The 18820-nt window shown below is 58.0% G+C and carries 15 protein-coding genes; 14 read left to right on the top strand and 1 reads right to left on the bottom strand.

The window, feature by feature from the left end; translation table 11 throughout:
* The first annotated feature begins 2 nt into the window (after positions 1–2).
* The 11 genes from ABIQ96_RS23720 (at position 3) to ABIQ96_RS23670 (ending at position 9601) form a co-directional block, all read left to right on the top strand.
* The gene (locus ABIQ96_RS23720) at positions 3–758 is read left to right on the top strand and encodes a cytochrome c (RefSeq protein ID WP_348217138.1); all 756 of its coding nucleotides are present in this window, start codon (positions 3–5) and stop codon (positions 756–758) included.
* Positions 759–788: 30 nt separating this feature from the next.
* Complete coding sequence (locus ABIQ96_RS23715; protein WP_348217137.1) at positions 789–2294, top strand: cbb3-type cytochrome c oxidase subunit I; 1506 nt, start codon at positions 789–791, stop codon at positions 2292–2294.
* Positions 2295–2339: 45 nt separating this feature from the next.
* On the top strand, positions 2340–3041 hold the full coding sequence (locus ABIQ96_RS23710) for a cbb3-type cytochrome c oxidase subunit II (protein WP_348217136.1): 702 nt from the start codon (positions 2340–2342) through the stop codon (positions 3039–3041).
* Between the two features lie 39 nt (positions 3042–3080).
* Positions 3081–3842, top strand: coding sequence for a cytochrome c (locus ABIQ96_RS23705; protein WP_348217135.1), 762 nt, complete (start codon positions 3081–3083; stop codon positions 3840–3842).
* A gap of 115 nt (positions 3843–3957) precedes the next feature.
* A complete protein-coding gene (locus ABIQ96_RS23700) occupies positions 3958–5853 on the top strand; it encodes a cbb3-type cytochrome c oxidase subunit I (RefSeq protein ID WP_348217134.1) in 1896 nt (631 codons plus the stop codon).
* A gap of 64 nt (positions 5854–5917) precedes the next feature.
* Complete coding sequence (locus ABIQ96_RS23695; RefSeq protein WP_348217133.1) at positions 5918–7531, top strand: cytochrome c oxidase subunit 3; 1614 nt, start codon at positions 5918–5920, stop codon at positions 7529–7531.
* 34 nt (positions 7532–7565) lie between these two features.
* Positions 7566–7946, top strand: coding sequence for a cytochrome C oxidase subunit IV family protein (locus ABIQ96_RS23690; protein WP_348217132.1), 381 nt, complete (start codon positions 7566–7568; stop codon positions 7944–7946).
* A 39-nt stretch (positions 7947–7985) separates the two neighbouring features.
* A complete protein-coding gene (locus ABIQ96_RS23685) occupies positions 7986–8186 on the top strand; it encodes a hypothetical protein (RefSeq protein WP_348217131.1) in 201 nt (66 codons plus the stop codon).
* 26 nt (positions 8187–8212) lie between these two features.
* Entirely contained in the window at positions 8213–8434 is a 222-nt protein-coding gene (locus tag ABIQ96_RS23680; RefSeq protein ID WP_348217130.1) for a hypothetical protein, read from the top strand.
* A 42-nt stretch (positions 8435–8476) separates the two neighbouring features.
* Positions 8477–9277 carry a cytochrome c oxidase subunit II gene (locus ABIQ96_RS23675; protein ID WP_348217129.1) on the top strand — a complete coding sequence of 267 codons (801 nt, stop codon included), beginning with the start codon at positions 8477–8479 and terminating at the stop codon, positions 9275–9277.
* A gap of 6 nt (positions 9278–9283) precedes the next feature.
* On the top strand, positions 9284–9601 hold the full coding sequence (locus ABIQ96_RS23670) for a DUF3820 family protein (protein ID WP_348217128.1): 318 nt from the start codon (positions 9284–9286) through the stop codon (positions 9599–9601).
* A 12-nt stretch (positions 9602–9613) separates the two neighbouring features.
* Here the strand turns inward: ABIQ96_RS23670 and ABIQ96_RS23665 are convergent, their stop codons facing one another.
* Positions 9614–10648: a DMT family transporter gene (locus ABIQ96_RS23665; protein ID WP_348217127.1), complete on the bottom strand. Its 1035-nt coding sequence runs from the start codon at positions 10646–10648 to the stop codon at positions 9614–9616.
* A gap of 44 nt (positions 10649–10692) precedes the next feature.
* On the opposite strand from ABIQ96_RS23665, the gene creB reads away from it, so the two are divergent.
* From creB to ABIQ96_RS23650, 3 genes are all read left to right on the top strand, one after another.
* Complete coding sequence (gene creB, locus ABIQ96_RS23660; protein WP_348217126.1) at positions 10693–11385, top strand: two-component system response regulator CreB; 693 nt, start codon at positions 10693–10695, stop codon at positions 11383–11385.
* A 7-nt stretch (positions 11386–11392) separates the two neighbouring features.
* The gene (gene creC, locus ABIQ96_RS23655; RefSeq protein ID WP_348217125.1) at positions 11393–12829 is read left to right on the top strand and encodes a two-component system sensor histidine kinase CreC; all 1437 of its coding nucleotides are present in this window, start codon (positions 11393–11395) and stop codon (positions 12827–12829) included.
* Between the two features lie 239 nt (positions 12830–13068).
* Entirely contained in the window at positions 13069–18780 is a 5712-nt protein-coding gene (locus ABIQ96_RS23650) for an SdiA-regulated domain-containing protein (protein WP_348217124.1), read from the top strand.
* Positions 18781–18820 lie beyond the last annotated feature (40 nt).

Genomic DNA, 18820 nt, shown 5'->3' with positions numbered 1-18820 from the left:
ACATGGACCCCACCCGCGACAATCCGATCATCCGCTTCACCACTTTCTGGTGGGGGCTCGGCACCTTCTTTATCTTCGCACTGCTTCTGGCAGTGATCTGGTTCTTCAACAGTTCCGATCCGGCTTCGCTTGAAGATGCCGCCGCCACACCGCGTTATGCGACGAAGGCGAAAATCGATGCCGCCCAGGCTGCGAACATTTCACCCGATGCGATCAATGCCGCCATTGCCGCTGAGGCCAAAAAATTGGTAAGTGCGAAGCCGGTCGCCGTGGAAAAGCCGGAGCAAATCGTTCCCGGTTCGGACACTTCCAAGAAAATGGCATCCGCCCCGGCGGTGGATACCTCCGCAGTGGACAAGGCTCCGGCGGTTGATGAGCCGGTGGACCCGAAGCTGATGGAGATGGGTAAAGCATCATTCCTGCTTTGCGCCGCCTGTCACGGTCAGGGTGGCGAAGGCACGCCGATCGCTCCGCCGCTTGCCGGCTCCGATTGGGTGGCTGGCCCGATTTCCAACCTGATCCGCATCCAACTCCGCGGGTTGCAAGGACCGATCACCGTGAAAGGCACCGAATACAACGTGCCCGGCGGAATGGCCGCGCTTTCCTATCAGACCGACGAGCAGATCGCCGGAGTTCTCACTTTTGTCCGCAACAGCTTCGGCAACAAGGCATCTGGTGTGAAGCCCGAGCAGGTTACCGCGCTCCGCAGCGAGGTAGGCAAACCTCAGATCACCGCCCCGGAGCTTACCAAGCCCTGATTTCCATTCCTTTTCCCATCTTTCAAGCCGATGTCTTCCGCCATCCCAACTACCTCAGATCAGGACGCCTTGCTTCGTGCGGGGATTGATCGCTCCTTGCGCCACCCGGTGATGTTTTTCCTGACCAGCGGTGCCGCCTGGCTCGCGGTGTCGATCGTTCTGGGAATCATTTCCTCGGCCAAGGTTCACAGCCCTGAGTTTCTATCAGGTTGTTCCTGGCTGACTTATGGCCGTGTCTTCCCGGCACACATCAATGCGTTGATCTACGGCTGGGGATTCCAAGCGGCGTTCGCCGTGATCATCTGGATGATGGCCCGCCTTTCCCGCAAGGAATGCACGGCTGCGGGAATCATTCTCACCGCCGGCCACATCTGGAACCTCGCGGTGTCACTGGGTGTGATTGGAATCCTTTCCGGCAACGGAACCGGCATGCCATGGATGGAGTTTCCCGCCTTCACTTGGCCGGTGCTGCTCTTCAGTTATTTCGCAATCGTCATCTGGTCGTTCATTCAGTTCCGCGTCCGTCCTGAAGGCCATGTCTATATCTCTCAATGGTATCTTCTGGCAGCCTTGGTTTGGTTTCCGTGGATCTTCATCACGGCGAACACCTTGCTCAATTGCCTTCCCGGCCATCCCGTGATGGCTGCTGGAATCAACGCATGGTATAAATCCGCGCTGATGTTCCTGTTCTTCACTCCGGTTGCGCTCGGCACCGCTTACTACCTGGCACCGAAGGTCACCGGCCGTCCGGTTTACAGCTACTCGCTGGCCAAGCTCGGATTCTGGTCTCTCGCCATCATCGCGCCGTGGGCGGGGATGCAGAAACTCGCAGGTGCTCCGATTCCTTATTTCCTTCCTTATCTCGGAGCTGCGGCAACCGCACTGCTGTTCGTGCCGTCCGTCGCCGCTTCCATCAACCTGCTCCGTACGACGATGTCTTCCGAAGAGACCGTCTCTGGAAGCCCTTCGCTCCGTTTCACCATTGCCGGTATCGTTGGTCTGTTGGTTCTCGCGGTTTCCGCTGTCGGATTGAATCTTCCCGACTCCACTCTGCCACTGACCCAGTTCTCCCTCTCCGGTTATGGTTTTGAAATCCTCGCGCTGTATGGATTTTTCAGCTTCATCATGTTCGGCGCGGTCTATTTCATCGTGCCGCGGATCACCCGCCGCGAGTGGCTTTCCCGCCGGATGATCAAGGTGCATTTCCTGCTGTCGGTTTATGGGATCATGGCCGTCGTGTTGTTCGCCCTCGTCGGCGGACTGGAGCAGGGGATCGGTCAGGAAGACTGGGCGCAGCCATGGGAAAGTGCCGCCACCCGCGCATTTCCTTATGCGGTGGGAACGACCATCGCCTGGTGCTTCATCCTTCTCTCCAATATCTTCTTCTTCATTCATCTCACCCTGATGTGGCTGCGCCTCGGCCGCCGCAGTTCTCATCCGACGTTGCTGGTCGCCGCGCATGGTCACGGACCCGGCCCGCACGGTGAGGAAGGGGACATCGACAACGCCGGTCCGGGCAGTCTCCCCGCCCACTGACATGGAAATTCGGATTTCAAATTTCAAATTTCAGCAATTTTCCTAATGAGCTTCCGCACATTCATACTCGGTCTATCCGCCAGCTTCGGAATCGCATGGCTTGCGATCGTCGTCGTGCCCTTCATCAAGATGCGCAATCTTGCTCCCATCCAGCTCAATGAAGCGACCGACGGGACCACCGGCATTTTCTTCCCGAAACGCACCGGCCGGGTCGCCGACGGAGCGTTGGTCTATGCGGAAAACGGCTGCTATCTCTGCCACACCCAAGTGGTGCGTCCGACTTATGCTGGAAACGACCTCTACCGTTCCGATTGGGGCGGCCTGAAAGCGGATGCGGATCGTGGCGATACCCGTCGTGAAACCAATGCCTACGATTTCTTCGGTGAAAAATTCGCGCAGATCGGTGTTGCCCGGATGGGTCCGGACCTTTCCAACCTCGGCCGCCGCGTCGAGGCGATTTATGCGACCGGTGGCGATCCTGCGAAATGGCTTTATGGCCATCTCTACGATCCACGCAGCGAACCGAAGCGTTGGAAATCGACCTGCCCTTCTTTCCGTTTCCTATTCAAGCAGCAACCGGTGACTGGCGACATCTCGGATGACGCACTTCCGTTCGGACACGAGGACGGCATGGAAATCATTCCTACTTCGGACGCGAAAGCGCTCGTTTCCTATCTGCTTTCCCTCAAGAAGGACCAGAAAGTCCCGGCAGCTCTCGATTTCGCACCGGCGAAAAAGAAGGGCTGATGCTTCGAACCAATCTCCAATCCACTTATTCTCCAGAAGATGTCCCATTCTAACCAAAAGCCTGACCTTGAGGACTCGATCAATGTGACCGAGGCCCACGGTCGCGTGGTCCGCGAAGCCGCCGCGTGCGCCCGTGAAAACCGGATCGTTGACAACGGCATCGCGCCGGTTTCGCTCTGGGCGTTCGTGGCCTGTGGCATTGTCCTTATCGTCGCCGGCGGCATCCTCGGAAGTGCCGGTGATTTGTTCGCGTATGGATCGACTTTCCGCGAGGGATACGTCAGGAAGCCGGCAGGGGGAGCTGAAGACACGGGACCGGTGCCGAAGGAAGCGCTTGCCGCCTACATGGCAAAAGGTGCGAAAATCTATTCCGCGAAGTGCAACGGTTGCCACGGTGCCGACGCAAAGGGCAATGGCTCGACGTTCCCGTCGCTGGTGGGCACCTGGCCGATTCATGAGACCGAGCGTTTCTCGATGATCATCCTCAATGGTCTCGAAGGCCCCGTGGATGATGGGAAAACCTACGGTGTGATGCCTCCGCAGGGAATCGGCATGACCGCTGAAGACTTGGCGGGTGTGATGACTTACGTCCGCAACAATTTCGGCAACTCCACCGGCGACGTCGTCACCTTGGATATGGCCAAGTCCGCGCTTGAAATTTCCGCAGCCCGTAAGAATGCAGGCAAGTCGGTCACCGGAGCGGAGCTCGAAGCGGACCACCTCAAGAAGCTGCCAGGCGATGTTCTCGATCCCAAGACCATGCTCGACCCGATTACCCTGGCACCGGCCAAAGCACCCTGATCCCACTTTTCGATTCAACCACTTCAATTCTTTTCAATGATCCACCGTTGCTGAAGCGATCGCCAAATCCCTCGCTTCAACCATTTTGGATACACCCACGCCGCAAGACGGAATTATGAGCTCTCACGCCACCTCACACGCCGGGCACGATGCCCACGACGATCATCACCATGACGATCATCATCACGAACCGGGTTTCCTGTGGAAATACGTCTTTTCCAGCGACCACAAGATGATCGGCCTCCAGTACGGAATCACGGCCATGTGCTTCCTGGCGTTCGGCTTCTATCTGATGATGGTGATGCGCTGGAGCATCGCCTATCCGCACCAACCGCTTCCCGAGTGGATGAGCTGGATCTTCACCGACGGCTGGAAGGCCCGCTGGTTGCAGGACGGCAAGGTGACGGGGGAAACCTATAATATGTTCGGTGCCATGCACGGTACCATCATGGTGTTCCTCGGCATTGTTCCCCTGGGCTTCGGTGCCTTCGGAAACTACGTGACGCCGCTTCAGATCGGTGCGGTGGACATGGCTTTCCCGCGTCTCAACATGGCGAGTTACTGGATCTATCTGGTCGGTGGCCTGATCATGTGCGCCTCGTTCTTCATGGAATCCGGTGCCGCCAAATCCGGCTGGACCAACTACTCGCCGCTCGCCGGTTTCGCCGACGGACAGGTGGTGAATCAATTCCTCGCGGGCCAATCGCAGTGGTTGATCGGACTCGTCTGTCTGATCACCTCGTCGCTGCTCGGTTCGGTCAATTTCATCACCACCATCATCAACTTGCGTGTGCGCGGGATGACCTGGATGCGGATGCCCTTCTTTGTCTGGTCCATGCTGGTGACGGGTTTCCTGCTTCTCCTCGCGTTCCCGCCGCTCGAAGCCGCCGGCATCATGCAGTTGATGGACCGCGTCGGCCACTCGTCCTTCTTCATGCCATCGGGTCTCTTCACCAAGAGCGAAGGTCTCGCCGATCTATCCGGCGGTGGTTCGCCGCTGTTGTTCCAACACTTGTTCTGGTTCCTCGGCCATCCGGAAGTTTACGTTCTTCTGCTTCCCGCCTTCGCTTGTGTTGCCGAAATCATCCCGGTCAACACCCGTAAGCCGCTCTGGGGCTACAAGTCGATGGTTTACTCGGTGTTGGTCCTCGGTTTCCTCTCCTTCGTCGTCTGGGCCCACCACATGTATATGACCGGCATGGGTGCCGCGGTTTCCACCTTCTTCCAAACCACGACGGTTCTGATCTCGGTTCCTTCGGTGGTCATCATCACCGCCATGCTCATCTCGCTGTGGGGTGGTTCGATCCGTTTCACCCCGCCGATGATGTGGGCCTGCGCCTTCATTCCGATGTTCGGTATCGGTGGTCTAACCGGTCTGCCGCTGGCTTTCAACCTGGCCGACCTCCACCTCCACGACACCTACTACGTTATTGGTCACTTCCACTACGTTGTGGCACCGGGAATTCTCTTTGGCTTCTTCGCCGGAGTTCTCCACTGGTATCCGAAAATCACCGGACGCTTCATGAGCAAGACGCTCAACCACCTGCACTTCTGGCCCAGCCTGATCTGCATGAACATCATCTTCTTCCCGATGCTCGTTCAGGGCATGGCCGGATTCCATCGCCGTTGGTATAATGGTGGCGACGCCTACCTGTCTCGCGCGGCGGACAGTGTGAATATCTTCGGAAACACGGTGACGCAGCACATCGACATGAACGTCTGGATGTCGATGGGCGCATGGACGATGGCGTTCTTCCAGATCTTCTTCTTTATCAACTTGGTGACTTCGTGGAAGTTCGGCAAAAAGGTCACCAGTGACAATCCATGGGACGCCACCACTCTTGAATGGGCGACGCCGACACCTCCGGGCCATGGCAATTTCCTCAAGGATCCCGTCACCTATCGTGGTCCTTACGAATACAGCCGTCCTGATTGTGATGAGGATTTCCTTCCCCAGTGGATCGAGCCCAAGCACGCGGATTCGTCGGACAAGCCGGCACCAAAGCACTAACTGCCCACTCACGCTTTCACCAAGCATCCGCGGTTAATCACCTCACCAGCCTTCCTTTTCTCAAATGGAAATTCCCTATATTGTCACTCCCCGCAAGGACACCGGCCTCTTCAACTCGAAGATCGCGATCTGGTTGTTCCTTGCCTCCGAAGTCATGCTCTTCGGCGGCTTCTTCTCGGCTTACGTGTTCCTCCGGATCGGCGCGGACTATCCGTGGCCGGAGCGGACGCTTCCCGTGCTTCCTGGTTTGATCAACACCTTCGTTCTCATCGGTTCGTCGGTTACCGTCGTCTTCGCATGGGCGTCGTTGAAGCTCCGTAACTGGCGGAATTTCCAGATCTTCATGGGCATCACGGTGTTCTGCGCCTTGATCTTCATGGCTCTTAAGGCGGTGGAATACAGCGTGAAGCTTCATCACCAGGCGCTTCGTCTGAAGGATTATTCCATCATCGAAGGTCACTTGGGTTTCGAGAAGGAAGGCGAGGAGTTTGTGCTCAACCACAAGGGCGACAAGATTGAGGAAAACATGATCTATGTGGAAACCTCGAAGCTGACCTTCAACACCCGCCGTTTCTACAAGCCATGGGTTGAGGAATTCCTCAGCGAGGCGAAGCATCACGAAGCCAAGATCGTTCTCGCAGCCGACGTCACCGCAGTCACCAAGGAAAAAGGAACTGCGGATGTCATCGCCAAGGCTGGTGACCCGCTCTCGGTTGAACTTCTTGATCGTATTCAAAAACTCCATCTTGCTGCAGCGAGCCACAACAGCGCACTGCGGACCGCAGCGCTTCGTCTGGAATGGAAGAAAGCCAAGGCGACCCATCCGGGTGAAAGCGATTGGAAATACTCCTCTGACGTGAACATCGACACCAAGGCTCTCGAACCCTTGTTGCTAACTGAAATTTCAAATGTCGCCTTCAAGGTAGATCCTCCAACCCGCTTCGATTTCGCTCCCCGCGACATCAAGGAGGCGGAAAGCGCGTCGGTGCTCCGTGACGACACGGCGGTTGAAGGCAAACTGTTGGAAAGCCCGATGGGTTTCCATTATGTGGACGCGATCGACTTCCAATACCTCGTCATGAAGGCCGTGGAGAAGGGGATCGATCCCGAAGTCGCAATCGAGAATTCATGGCTCATCAAGAACAATGAATTCGCGAAAGAAGCCTGGGAATGGCATCAGGGCGAAATCGCCAAGCTCAAGGCCCAGTTGATCAAGGACTATAAATTGGATGAGCATGGAAACCCGAACCGCGTGCCGACCCACAAGGAACTCTATCGCATCGGTTGGCAGGACTTCGGTAAAAAGGCCGAGGATGGCGGACATGCCAAGCTCGCATGGATGGATCGCGCCAAGGAAAACTTCTTCGGACCCAACTATGAAGTTCGTGGCAACGAGACTTTTCACACACTGGAAGTCCCTCGCGAGGAAATCGGATTCGCTGCTAAATTCACCCCGGCGTGGAACACCTACTACGCCATCTATTTCACCATCACCGGCCTCCACGGCCTGCACGTCATCGGTGGTGCACTTGTCCTCTCCTACTATCTGTTCTTCGGTCGGAAGATGTATCTGACCAATCCGGAGTGGCTTGCCAACCGGGTTGAAATCGGCGGCCTGTTCTGGCACTTTGTCGACCTTGTCTGGATCTTCGTTTTCCCGATCCTTTATTTGATGTAAATCCCGAATCCTGAATCTAAAATTTCCTACTCAAATGGCCGATACTCCTGAAGCGATCAAAAAATCCGTTCGCACTTATTTGATTGTGTTCCTCGCGTTGATAGTCGGTACGATTTTGACCGTGCTGGTCGCCGAGTGGTCCGTGTTGGACTTTGGCAAGCATGGTTTTGACACGGTGGACTGTGTTATCGGACTGACGATTGCGACCATCAAGGCCACCTTGGTCGCAGCAATCTTCATGCACCTTAATCACGAAAAAAAGGCGGTTTACTGGCTGTTCGGTTCCGGCCTGTGTATGGTGTGCAGCCTTGCCTTCCTCACGGCCCTCGCCATGAAGGATCCGATTCACGATAATCTATTCTACGGAAAAGAATCCATGACTCCTAAAATGTTGGCCTCGCCGACACATCGTTGATATCCGACCGGGTTTGAATAACTCCAACGCACTCCTACCATGTCACTCAAAGGATTCCATATCGTCTTCGTGACCGTCAGTACCTTGCTCTGCATTTTCCTGGCGTTGTGGTCCTTACTGTTGGCTCCTGAATTCAACGGCGCGACGAAGATCGTGGGTGCCATCGGCGTGACCGGAGCCTTGGTGCTGCCTGTTTACGGCATCTACTTTTATCGCAAGATCACCCGGATCCACATTTGATTTTTTCTCCCATTCCCGCAACCGCCATGAACCTCATGTCAAATTTCCTCTCCTGCTCCACCTGCCGAGTCACCATGATTGCCGGAGGAGGCGAGGCGGCCAGTTGGTCGATCTTTTTCCTGCTTGCAGTGATTCTGGCAATGCTCGGCGGAGTCGGTGTTTTCATGTTCCATTTGGCCCGTCGGGAAAAAGAGCATCTCGATCCAACGCTTTCCGACGATTACGTGCCGACCGAGTCCGCGCGTTGATCGCTTCGTTTAGAGAACAACCATTTTAGAGTTAGAATTTCCATGAATTTAAGTCCTTCCCAGTTCCTCGGTATCCCGAAAAATTTCTCCGCCCACGGTGGACAAGTGGACCACATGATCGATGTCGTCCATTGGTTCATGATCGCGCTGTTCGTCGGGTGGACGATCTTCTTCTTCTACTGCATCTTCCGCTTCTGGCACAAAAACAACCCGAAGGCATCCTATGAAGGGGTGAAGAGCCACCTTTCCAGCCATTTGGAAGTCGGTGTCATCATCGTGGAAGCCGTGCTTCTGCTCGGATTCGCATTCCCTCTCTGGGCCGAGCGCGTCGACAGTTGGAAGGCCGTTCAAAACCTCAATCCGAACCGCGTCCGCGTGGTCGGCTGGCAGTTCGGCTGGACCTATCACTATCCCGGTGCTGACAACAAGTTCGGCCGCATCGATCCGAACCTCATTTCCGGCACGAACGAACTCGGCATCGACTACACCGATCCTAACGCTTTGGACGATTTCACCAGTCCGATCCTTAAACTCCCGGTTGACCAACCTGTGGTCCTCAACATCACCACCAAGGACGTCATCCACAATTACTGCATCGTTCCCATGCGGATCCAGCAGGACGCGATTCCCGGCCGTGAAATCCCGATGTGGTTCACTCCGGTAAAAACCTTGGAAACCTACGTCGTCTGCGCCCAGCTCTGCGGCGAAGGCCACGGTAACATGGTCGGCTCCATGGAAGTGATCCCGAAGGATCAATATGATTCCTTTTTCAAGACCCAGTCGGAAAGCGCACTCAAGGCCCACAGCCCGAAGGTGGCCACTCCCGAGGCTCCGAAAGGATAACGTCCCGTGGCTGACATCACCGAGATTGATCGCGAGGATTTCCGAAACCTCCTCATCGAGATCGGTAAAACGCGGATCCCTTTCGGCAAATTCGGCATCAAGGCCTATCCGCCGGCTGGAGTTCCCATCATGGATCTTCCCATGGAATATCTCTGCTGGTTTCTGGAGCGCGGTTTCCCCAAGGGTCGGCTCGGCGAGCTGATGGCCCAGGTTTGCGAGATCAAGTCCGTGGGCATGGACTACGTGTTTGATCCCATCCGCAAGGCAAACGGCGGCCGTTTCAAACTCCTGCCAACGCGGCGGAAGACGTTTGATTTCGAATAGCTTCGTCAGCAGTTAGGAAACCGGTCCCGCCGCCGGCAAATGAGGCGGACGCTTCCACTGCATCAGGATATTGGCAGCGAGAATCAGACCTCCCCCGAGGATCGTCGTGGTAGAGAGGGATTCGTTTGGATAGATGCCGTGAATAAATGTGCCGAGAACGGCGGGTAGAAACAGCACGTATCCCGCTGTGAAAACCGGTTCGGTGGTGTAGATCAACCCCGCTTCCGTCGCGGAGACGCGGGGCTGCCAGATGTTCATCAGCAGATAGGCCCCCACCGAGCAGAACAGGGCGAGGCTGCCGATGATCGCGAAGGCCGGGAGGGAAGCTCCGGCGGAGACGCACGCGGCAAGGTTCGGTGCCGAGATAAGCGTGACCGGAGCTAACAAAACCGCGATGCCGAGAAACATGACGAACGTGACCGGGAGTCCGCGATTTCCCTCGTACCGCGGGTTTTCCAAGGCGAGGATCTGGAAGGTGAAGAGAAACGCCGCGCCGATCGTCTCGATTTCCCCGCGTCCGAGTCTCAGATCGCCGGGACGCAATCCGGAGAGGATCGCGCCGCCGGTTAGAACCATGAGTGTCGCCCCTACAACCCTGGCTGTTGGAGCCTGCCGGGATTGCAAACACGCCCAGAGCGGCAGGAAAATGCAGTAGGCCTGGGTAACAAATGCCGAGGTGGAGGCGGCGGTGTAGGCGAGTGCGTCCGCCTGCAACCACATGCCGCTCCCGCCCCAAAACGCGAGGACCAGCGCCTGGCGGATCTCCAGGGAAGTCGGTCGCTTTTTACCAATGATGAAGGGCACGAGCATCGCTGCTCCCAATCCGAAGCGAGCCATCTGCATCCACGAAGCGAGAAACAGGCTCGAAACTCCCGGCATGCGGGCTGTTTGTTCGAGGTGCAGCGCCTTCACCAGCGGAAAGCTCACTGCCCACAAGGCGCAGGCGATGATGAGAAGAAAGACCGGCATGTACAGGCCGGAACCATGCGGCGTTTCGTGGGTCTCGCAAGCCGGGAAATCCACCGTCGGGAGCGCGTGCGATTTCATGCTTTCTTCATTGGCATTTCACGGTGAGCGGTTGAAATCCGTGAATGCCCCGCGTCCTACTGGTTGAAGATGAACCGGCCATTGCCGACACGCTCGTGTATGCCCTCGGCACCGAGTGTTTCGAGGTCACCCATACGCTGACAGGTGCCGATGCCTTGGCCGCCGCCGAACGCGAGCCATTTGACTTCGCCATTCTCGACATCGGCCTGCCGGACATGACCGGACTCGAGGTTTGCCGCCGCTTGCGCGAAACATCGTCGATCCCGGTCCTGTTCCTTACCGCCCGCGATGCCGAGCTCGACCGGATTCTCGGGCTCGAGCTCGGCGGCGACGACTACGTGACCAAGCCGTTTTCGCCGCGGGAAATCGTCGCGCGTGTCCGGGCCATCCTGCGCCGTTCCCAGACCGCTTCACCCATGCAGCAGGGGAATCCGGATGCAGTGGCAGAGACACCGCTGCATCACGACGTTTCCGCGATGCGCATCCATTGTCATGGCGAGCTGCTGGATCTAACGGCCCATGAGTATAAACTGCTGCTGGTCCTCCTGGCGAGACCCGGCCGGGTTTACACCCGCGACCAACTGCTGGATCAGGCGTGGGAGGATCCCGGTGCCGTCACCGACCGCACCATCGACGCCCATGTGAAATCCATCCGTGCCAAGCTGCGTCTTGCCAAGGCCGGAGCCGAGGATCTGATCCAGACCCGCCGCGGCTTGGGCTATCTGCTTTCCCTGTGACCCCGTCATGCGTTTCACCCGGGTCACCTTGTTCTTCATCGCGTTCATCATCACGCTCGGGTTCTATCAGCTTGCCCGTCATTTCCTCTCCGAGGTCGAGCCTCAGACTTTCCAAGCGACCGAGGAGGTCATGGTCGATGTCGCGAATGTCCTCGCCGAAGTGGTGACCGACGACATCCGCGAGCACCATTTCAAATCCGACGAACTCCGCAAAGCCTTCGAAGGCGCCCACGGCAGGGAACTCCAAGCCAGGATTTTCGAGCACACCAAACGCAAGGTCGGAATTCATGTTTACCTAACGGACTCGAAGGGGATCGTCATTTTCGACTCCGACGGCGGCCGCCGCGAGGGTCAGGATTTCGCCGCGAAACTGGATGTCGCCCGCACTCTGGGTGGCCGTTACGGTGCTCGCAGCAGCCGTGATTTCGAGAACGACTCCACCACTTCGGTGCTGTATGTAGGCGCTCCCGTGGGTGATCCAGCGAAACCCGATGGGGTTCTAACTGTATTCAAGCCCCAAGCCGATGTCCAGCCGCTCGTGCGCGAGAGGCGGCGCATCATCTATACCGCTTGCGGCATGATCGGCGGCGGAATTCTGTTTCTCATTGGCGCCGTGTTCCTTTGGTTGTTCCATCCCATCGGTAAAATCACCGAATACGCCCGCGCCATCGAACGCGGCGAAAGACCGCTCAAGCCGAAAATCGGAATCGGCCGCGAAGTCAACACGCTGGCGCATGCCCTCGACTCGATGCGCGATGTCTTGGAGGGCCGCCGTTATGCCGAGCGCTACATCCAGACGCTCACTCACGAGATGAAGAGTCCGCTCGCGGCCATCCGCGGCGCGGCCGAGTTGTTGGACGAAGAAATGCCGATCCAGGACCGCAAGCGATTCCTCGAAAACATCCGTGCGGAGACCGCCCGCAGCGAGCGGTTGATCAATCGTCTGTTGGAACTCGCCGCCATCGAAGGTCGTGCGAGCCTTGAAAAAGCGGAGGAAATCGACTTCCGCACCATCGTTGCCCGCGCCATTGATCAAGCGCGTCCGCTGGCCGACGTGGCGGGAGTTCTGCTGGATGAGACGCCGGAATCATCACCCGTCCTGCTGCGCGGGGACGCCTTCATTCTTCGTGCGGCGGTGACGAATCTGTTGGAAAATGCCATCGATTTCTCACCGCCGGGCAGCACCGTCGGCATCTCGGTGGAGTCCGGTGACGGCCAGGTCGTCCTGTCCATCCGCGACCACGGCCCCGGAATCCCGGACTACGCGAAGGAGAAGATTTTCGAGCGTTTTTACTCGTTGCGTCACCATGCCTCAAAACGCAAAGGCACCGGGCTGGGGCTCACTTTAGTTAGGGAAACCGCCGAACTCCATGGTGGTTCCATCAGCCTTGAGCCGGCGGAAGGTGGCGGCACGCTGGCCAAGCTGGTGTTGCCGCTTGCTTGAGTCCGGGCGGAACAAATGGAACGATAAAGTCACAATGGGTGGGTTGTTGATCGGATCGATCCGGCGAATCTCCGCGAGAGTCCCGCTTGGATTTTCAATCGCTATCCCATCCCATGAACCCTCTATCTATATCCTCCCCGAATAGAATAATCGCAAGTACCTCGATATTCTCCAGTATCCTCCTAGGTTGCATCGCGCTGACTGCCCCACAGGCGAGAGCGTTGAACGCCGGTGATTTGATGTTCACCGCGCTCAATGCCGATGAAGACGGCTGGGCAATGGTGGCTCTTGTGCCCATTCCTGCGAACTCGACAGTCTATTTCACTGATAACGAATGGGATGGCTTGGCCTTCAATACGGGTGAGAGTTACACCCAATGGGTTTCCGGGGCCTCCACCATTCCTGCTGGAACCGTTATTCGTTTCCTTTCAGTGGATGTCGCGACACTCTCGGCCAGTGTCGGCACTCTGTCCCGCGCCAGCGTCTCCGGTAGTTCGAACTGGGGAATCAGCACTGGTGAGGATTCGGTCTATGCCTATCAGGCTAATACCGCTTCATCCACACCAACGGCATTTCTATCCGCCATTTGCAATACGTCCTTTGGGACCGCGGGTGCGGGTTTCCTGAGTAACACGGGCCTGAGTGTCGGAAACGGAGCGCTTCAAACGGCTTTCTCAGGTGGCAGTGATTTTGCCGAATACAATGGGACCCGCACCGGGCAGACGACCTTCGCCGCCTATCTGCCGATCATTTCCAACGTGGCAAACTGGACGGTTGATACCGCCAACGGCGTTTACGGAACCACGATACCGAACACCACCGCTTTTACGGTTGCCGCTTCCATTCCAGCTGTGAATCTGTCCGTGAGCGCCAACGCCGGCACAGAGGCCGGTGCCACCGTGATCACCGTAACGGCCACGGCCAGTGCCGCGGCGACCGGCGATCAAACGCTTTCCCTCGCCGTCACCGGCACGGGAATCACCGCCGGAGATTACATTCTATCCACCACGACGATCACCATCCCGAATGGTTCGACCACCGGGAGCGTCACTTTCACCATTGTTGACGACTTGATTCTCGAAGGAGACGAAACCGCACTACTGACCATTTCGTCTCCATCAGCCGGTATCGTCCTCGGAGAGACGACCACCCGCGATGTGGCGATCACCGACAACGAAACCACGGTGGATTTGTCGGAATACGTCCGTGTGGGTCGCTATGATCTGCCGGAACCCACCCGCACCACTCCTCCGGCTAACAGCCTGCTCGCCCAGGAAGCCTCGGGCGTGGCTTACAACTGGGACACGGGCACGCTGTTCATCGTAGGCGACGGCGGTACTTCCGTTACCGAAGTGACGAAGACCGGCCAGCTAGTCAGCTCGATGACTCTGCCTCCCGGCGATAGCTCCCAAGGCACGGAGTTTTTCGACACCGAAGGCATCACTTACATTGGCGGCGGCGAGTTCGTCTTCACCGAAGAGCGCGATCGCCAGGCGGTGAGATTCACCTACGTCCCCGGCGGCACATTGACCCGCAGCGCGGCCAAGACCGTCAAGCTTGGTACCACGATCGACAACATCGGCCTGGAAGGACTTTCATATGATCCGCAGTCGAGCGGCTTCATCTTCGTAAAGGAAGCCGGCCCGATTGGCATCTTCCAGACAACGATCGATTTCGTCACCGGGACGGCTTCTAACGGTTCCTCCTCCACGGTGAATTCCACTAACCTGTTCGACCCCTCGTTGGCAAGCCTTGAGGACATGTCCGATGTGTTCGCGCTCTCGAACCTGCCGGGTCTAACGGGTCATGATCAGGCGGGAAACCTGCTGGTGCTCAGTCAGGAATCGGGAATGGTCCGCAACGTTGACCGTTCCGGAAATATCCTGAGCACCCTGAAACTCGTCGCTGATGCGGGCAATCCGCTGAGTATCCAGAACCAGACCCACGAGGGCATCACCGTGGACCGCGAAGGCAATCTGTATATCGTCAGCGAAAACGGCGGCGGCGACGCGGACCACCCGCAACTCTGGGTCTATTCTCCTTCGAATGTCGCCAATCTCCCTCCTACTGCCTTGGCCTTGAGCTCGGCTTCGTCCTCCCTTCCTGGCGACACCTCGACTTCCGTGCCCGTCAAAATGGCCAACATCGTGGTTACGGATGGCGACGGAGTCGGAGCCAACACCCTTACGTTATCCGGCCCGGATGCCGCTGATTTTCAAATCATTGGCAGCGGTCTCTATTTGAAAGCGGGCGTATTTCTGAACTTCGCCACCAAGACAAGCTACAGTGTGAGCGTTAATGTCGATGACACGTCGGTCGGCGGCACTCCAGATGCCTCCACGGCTTTCACTCTGAATGTCACCGAGGTGGTGGACCGCTCGGGCTTCATCAGAGTTACCGAAGTGGCGCCATGGAGCAGCGGTAACAGCGCAGTCGCAGCCGATTGGTTCGAGCTGACCAACACCGGATCGACCGCCGTCGATATCACCGGTTGGAAAATGACCGACAGCGCCGCCACGTTTGGCAGCGCCGGACCGATCAGCGGCATCACCAGCATCGCTGCAGGCGAGTCGGTGATCTTCGTGGACGGTTCCGCGAAAGTTAGCGGGTTCATCACCAATTGGTTTGGTGCCAATCCTCCTCCAGGCCTTCAGGTCGGCTATTATGGTGGTCCAGGTCTCAGCACGGGGGGGGACGCGGTCACGATCTACGATGCTGAAGGAACCTTAAAGGCGAGTGCCGTTTTCGGAACATCCACTACCACTCCCGGCCCGTTCCGCACCTTCGACAACACGGATGGCTTCAACAATGTCACCATCATGGAATTGAGCGTGGTCGGACACAATGGCGCCATCGCGGCGAATGCCACATCTAACGAAATTGGCTCTCCCGGAACCTCCACTCCTTCCGCAACTCCTCTCGTGTCCATCGCGGCCACGGACGCAAGTGCTGCGGAAGAAGGCGCCAATCCCGGCACGTTCCGTGTTTCCCGCACGGGCCTCACGGTTTCCCCGCTGGATGTCAATTACACCATCGCCACGGGTGCGGGACAAGCCACCGCTGCCGACTACACGCCGGCTCTGACCTACTTGGTGACCATTCCCGCGGGACAATCCTTTGTCGATATCACCATCGCCCCGGTTGACGACTCCGAGGTGGAGGGCACCGAAACGGTCACGCTGGCGTTGTTCGACACCGGCAGTTATGATGTCGGGTTGTCGGAAACGGCGACGGTCTCCATCGCCGACAACGACTTCAACCTGGTTCCAACCGCTGTGGTGCTGAACAACAAGGTCGGCTCGCTCAACGAGACGACAAGCACCGCAAGCGCCATCAAGCTGGCGGACATTGCCGTCACCGACGACGGCCAGGGAACCAATGACCTGTCGCTTGACGGACCGGACGCGGCGTCCTTTGAAATCGTCGGCACGCAGCTCTTCCTCAAGGCTGGGGCCTCCTTGAGTTCCACGACGAAGCCTACTTACTCCATTGCCATCCGAGCGGATGACATCACGGTAGGCACGACTCCGGATGTGAGCCTGAACTTCACACTGGCAGTCACTCCAAACCTGGTGATTTCCGAGGTCGCGCCGTGGTCCAGCAGCAACAGTCCTGTAGCTGCCGATTGGTTCGAAGTCACTAACAAAGGTCTCACCACGGTGGATCTAACCGGCTTGAAGGTGGATGATGATTCGAACGCCTTCGCCAGCGCCGGGCCTGTGGGCGGTGTCACAAGCATCGCTCCGGGGGAGTCGATCATCCTCATCGACACCACGGATCTCGCGGTCAAGGCGGCAACGTTCCTGAACAACTGGTTCGGCGCGAATTCGCCCGCCGGGCTCCAGATCGGCAGCTATACCGGTGCGGGCGGCCTTGGCACCGGCGGCGATGCTGTCAACCTGTTCGACTCGAATGGCAATCGGGTCGCCGGTATCGCGTTCGGCGCATCTACCACCGGCTCCTTCAAGACGTTCGAAAATCCAGCGGCCATCGGCAGCACTGCTTTGCCGCTTCCAATCGTCGCCACCCTCAGCGCCGCCGGCAGCAACGGAGCGTTTGTCGCGGTGAACAGCGCTTCCGAGACCGGCTCGCCCGGCAGCATTGCCAATAACAAGAAGAGCTTCGCCGCATGGCTTGCGGCGAACGGCTACGCCTCCGCCGGTTTCAACGCCGACTCGGATGGAGATGGCATCACCGACGGTCTGGAATACTTCTTCAACCAGAATCCAAACGGAAGTGGTTTTGCCAACATGGCGCAACTGTTGCCGAACGGAGGCGCTTTTGAGCTCAAATTCACCCGCCTCACGGACACGGGAAATCTGAACGGCCAGCTCCAGGCTTCCGGCGACCTCCAGACGTGGACGAATTCCTTGTTGGGACTCGACTACACCGTGGCCTCCTCCGTGGTGACTGGCGATGAAACCACCTTCACCTACTCGCTTCCCGGCACCGGCCCGTCCGCACCCGGAGCCTCGCAAGTCTGCCTCCTGCCTAACACCGCCTCCGATCCGGCTGGCGCTTCTCTCGGCGGTGTCCGCGTGGTGAACGAAGGTCTCGTCGGAGTGGGTCGGCTCAGCGGTGAAAGCCTGGACAAGTTTGGTGAAACGCAGGGCGCTTCGTCCGGTCTTGTCATCAACGGTTGGGCTTACAACGCCGGTCAGTTCAGCGGCACCTTTAACGTGCTTCCGGACCGTGGCCACGGCGACGGCACTTCCAACTACGCCGCCCGTCTGCACAAGGTGGACTTCACCTTCGCTCCGTATTATGGCGCGGGCCCGGTCGCCCAGAACCAAGTCTCGATGACTTATATGGATTCGACCAAGTTTACTTATCAAGATGGGCCGACGGTGAAATTCACCACCGGTCTCAATCCGACCGGCACCTCCATGTTGTTCTCTCAGACAATCGGCACGGTGACGGCGGCGAACGGCCCCGGTGGCGCGCAGGAAAATCTCCTCAGCATCGATGCCGAGGCGGTCTATCTGTTCCCTGATGGCTCCGGTTACTTCTCGGACGAATACGGAACCTACATCGCCCGCTTCGATGCGGCGAAGACGATCATCGGCCTCACCCAGCTCCCCGGCGCTGCGCAACCGTTCAAGTCCGGCGTGCCGAACTTCGATTCCGTCAGCCCTCCGACGACAGGCCGTCGCAACAACCAGGGTCTCGAAGGCATGTCCGTCACGCCCGACGGCACCCGCCTTTTTGCCCTGCTCCAGAGCGCCACCGTTCAGGACACGAACGGTGCCCAGCAGCAGACTCGCAGCAACGCCCGCCTGTTCGTCTATGACATTGCCGGTCCTAACCGCGAGAATCCGCAGATCATCGGCGAGTATGTGGTGAAGCTGCCGCAGATCGACCTGAACGCTGATGGTTCCGGGGCGGACGGCACCGCCGCCCAGTCGGAGATCGTCGCGCTCGGAAACAGCTCATTCCTGATGCTGCCGCGCGACGCCAATGGTTTGGGCAAGCTCAACTCAGCGCCGATCCTGTTCAAGTCGGTGCAGCTCGTCGATTTCGCCTCCGCCTCTAACATTCTTGGCCAGTATGACGGTGTCGGCCAGCAGATCAGCCCTGGTGGGGTGCTTCGCGACGGTATCAACGCCGCCGCCACTGCGGAGATCATCAATATGCTCCAGCCGGACGACCTTGCGAAGTTCGGTCTGAACACGAACATTCCCGCGAACGCCAACACGCTGAACGAGAAGATCGAAGCCATGGCGCTGGTTCCGGATCTCTCGACCCCGGCAGCCAACGACTTCTTCCTATTCGTCGGTAACGACAACGACTTTGAATCGTCCGACGTGCAGATGCTCGATGCGGCTGGCAACGTGGTCAGCAAGGGTGACGGGCGCCTAACCCCGGGCATCACCAACGATGCGATGATCTACGTCTGGCGCCTCACCATCGACGCCGGCGGGAAGAAGTTCTTCCGCTTTGGAGTTGAATAAATTCCCCACAGTTCTCTCCCCATTCCCGACGGCCTTTCCG

Origin of the sequence: Luteolibacter sp. (genome assembly GCF_039920825.1) — a bacterium.
Lineage (GTDB): Bacteria > Verrucomicrobiota > Verrucomicrobiia > Verrucomicrobiales > Akkermansiaceae > Luteolibacter.
Note: the sequence above shows the minus strand (reverse complement) of the source record. Positions and strands in the feature narration are given on the sequence as shown.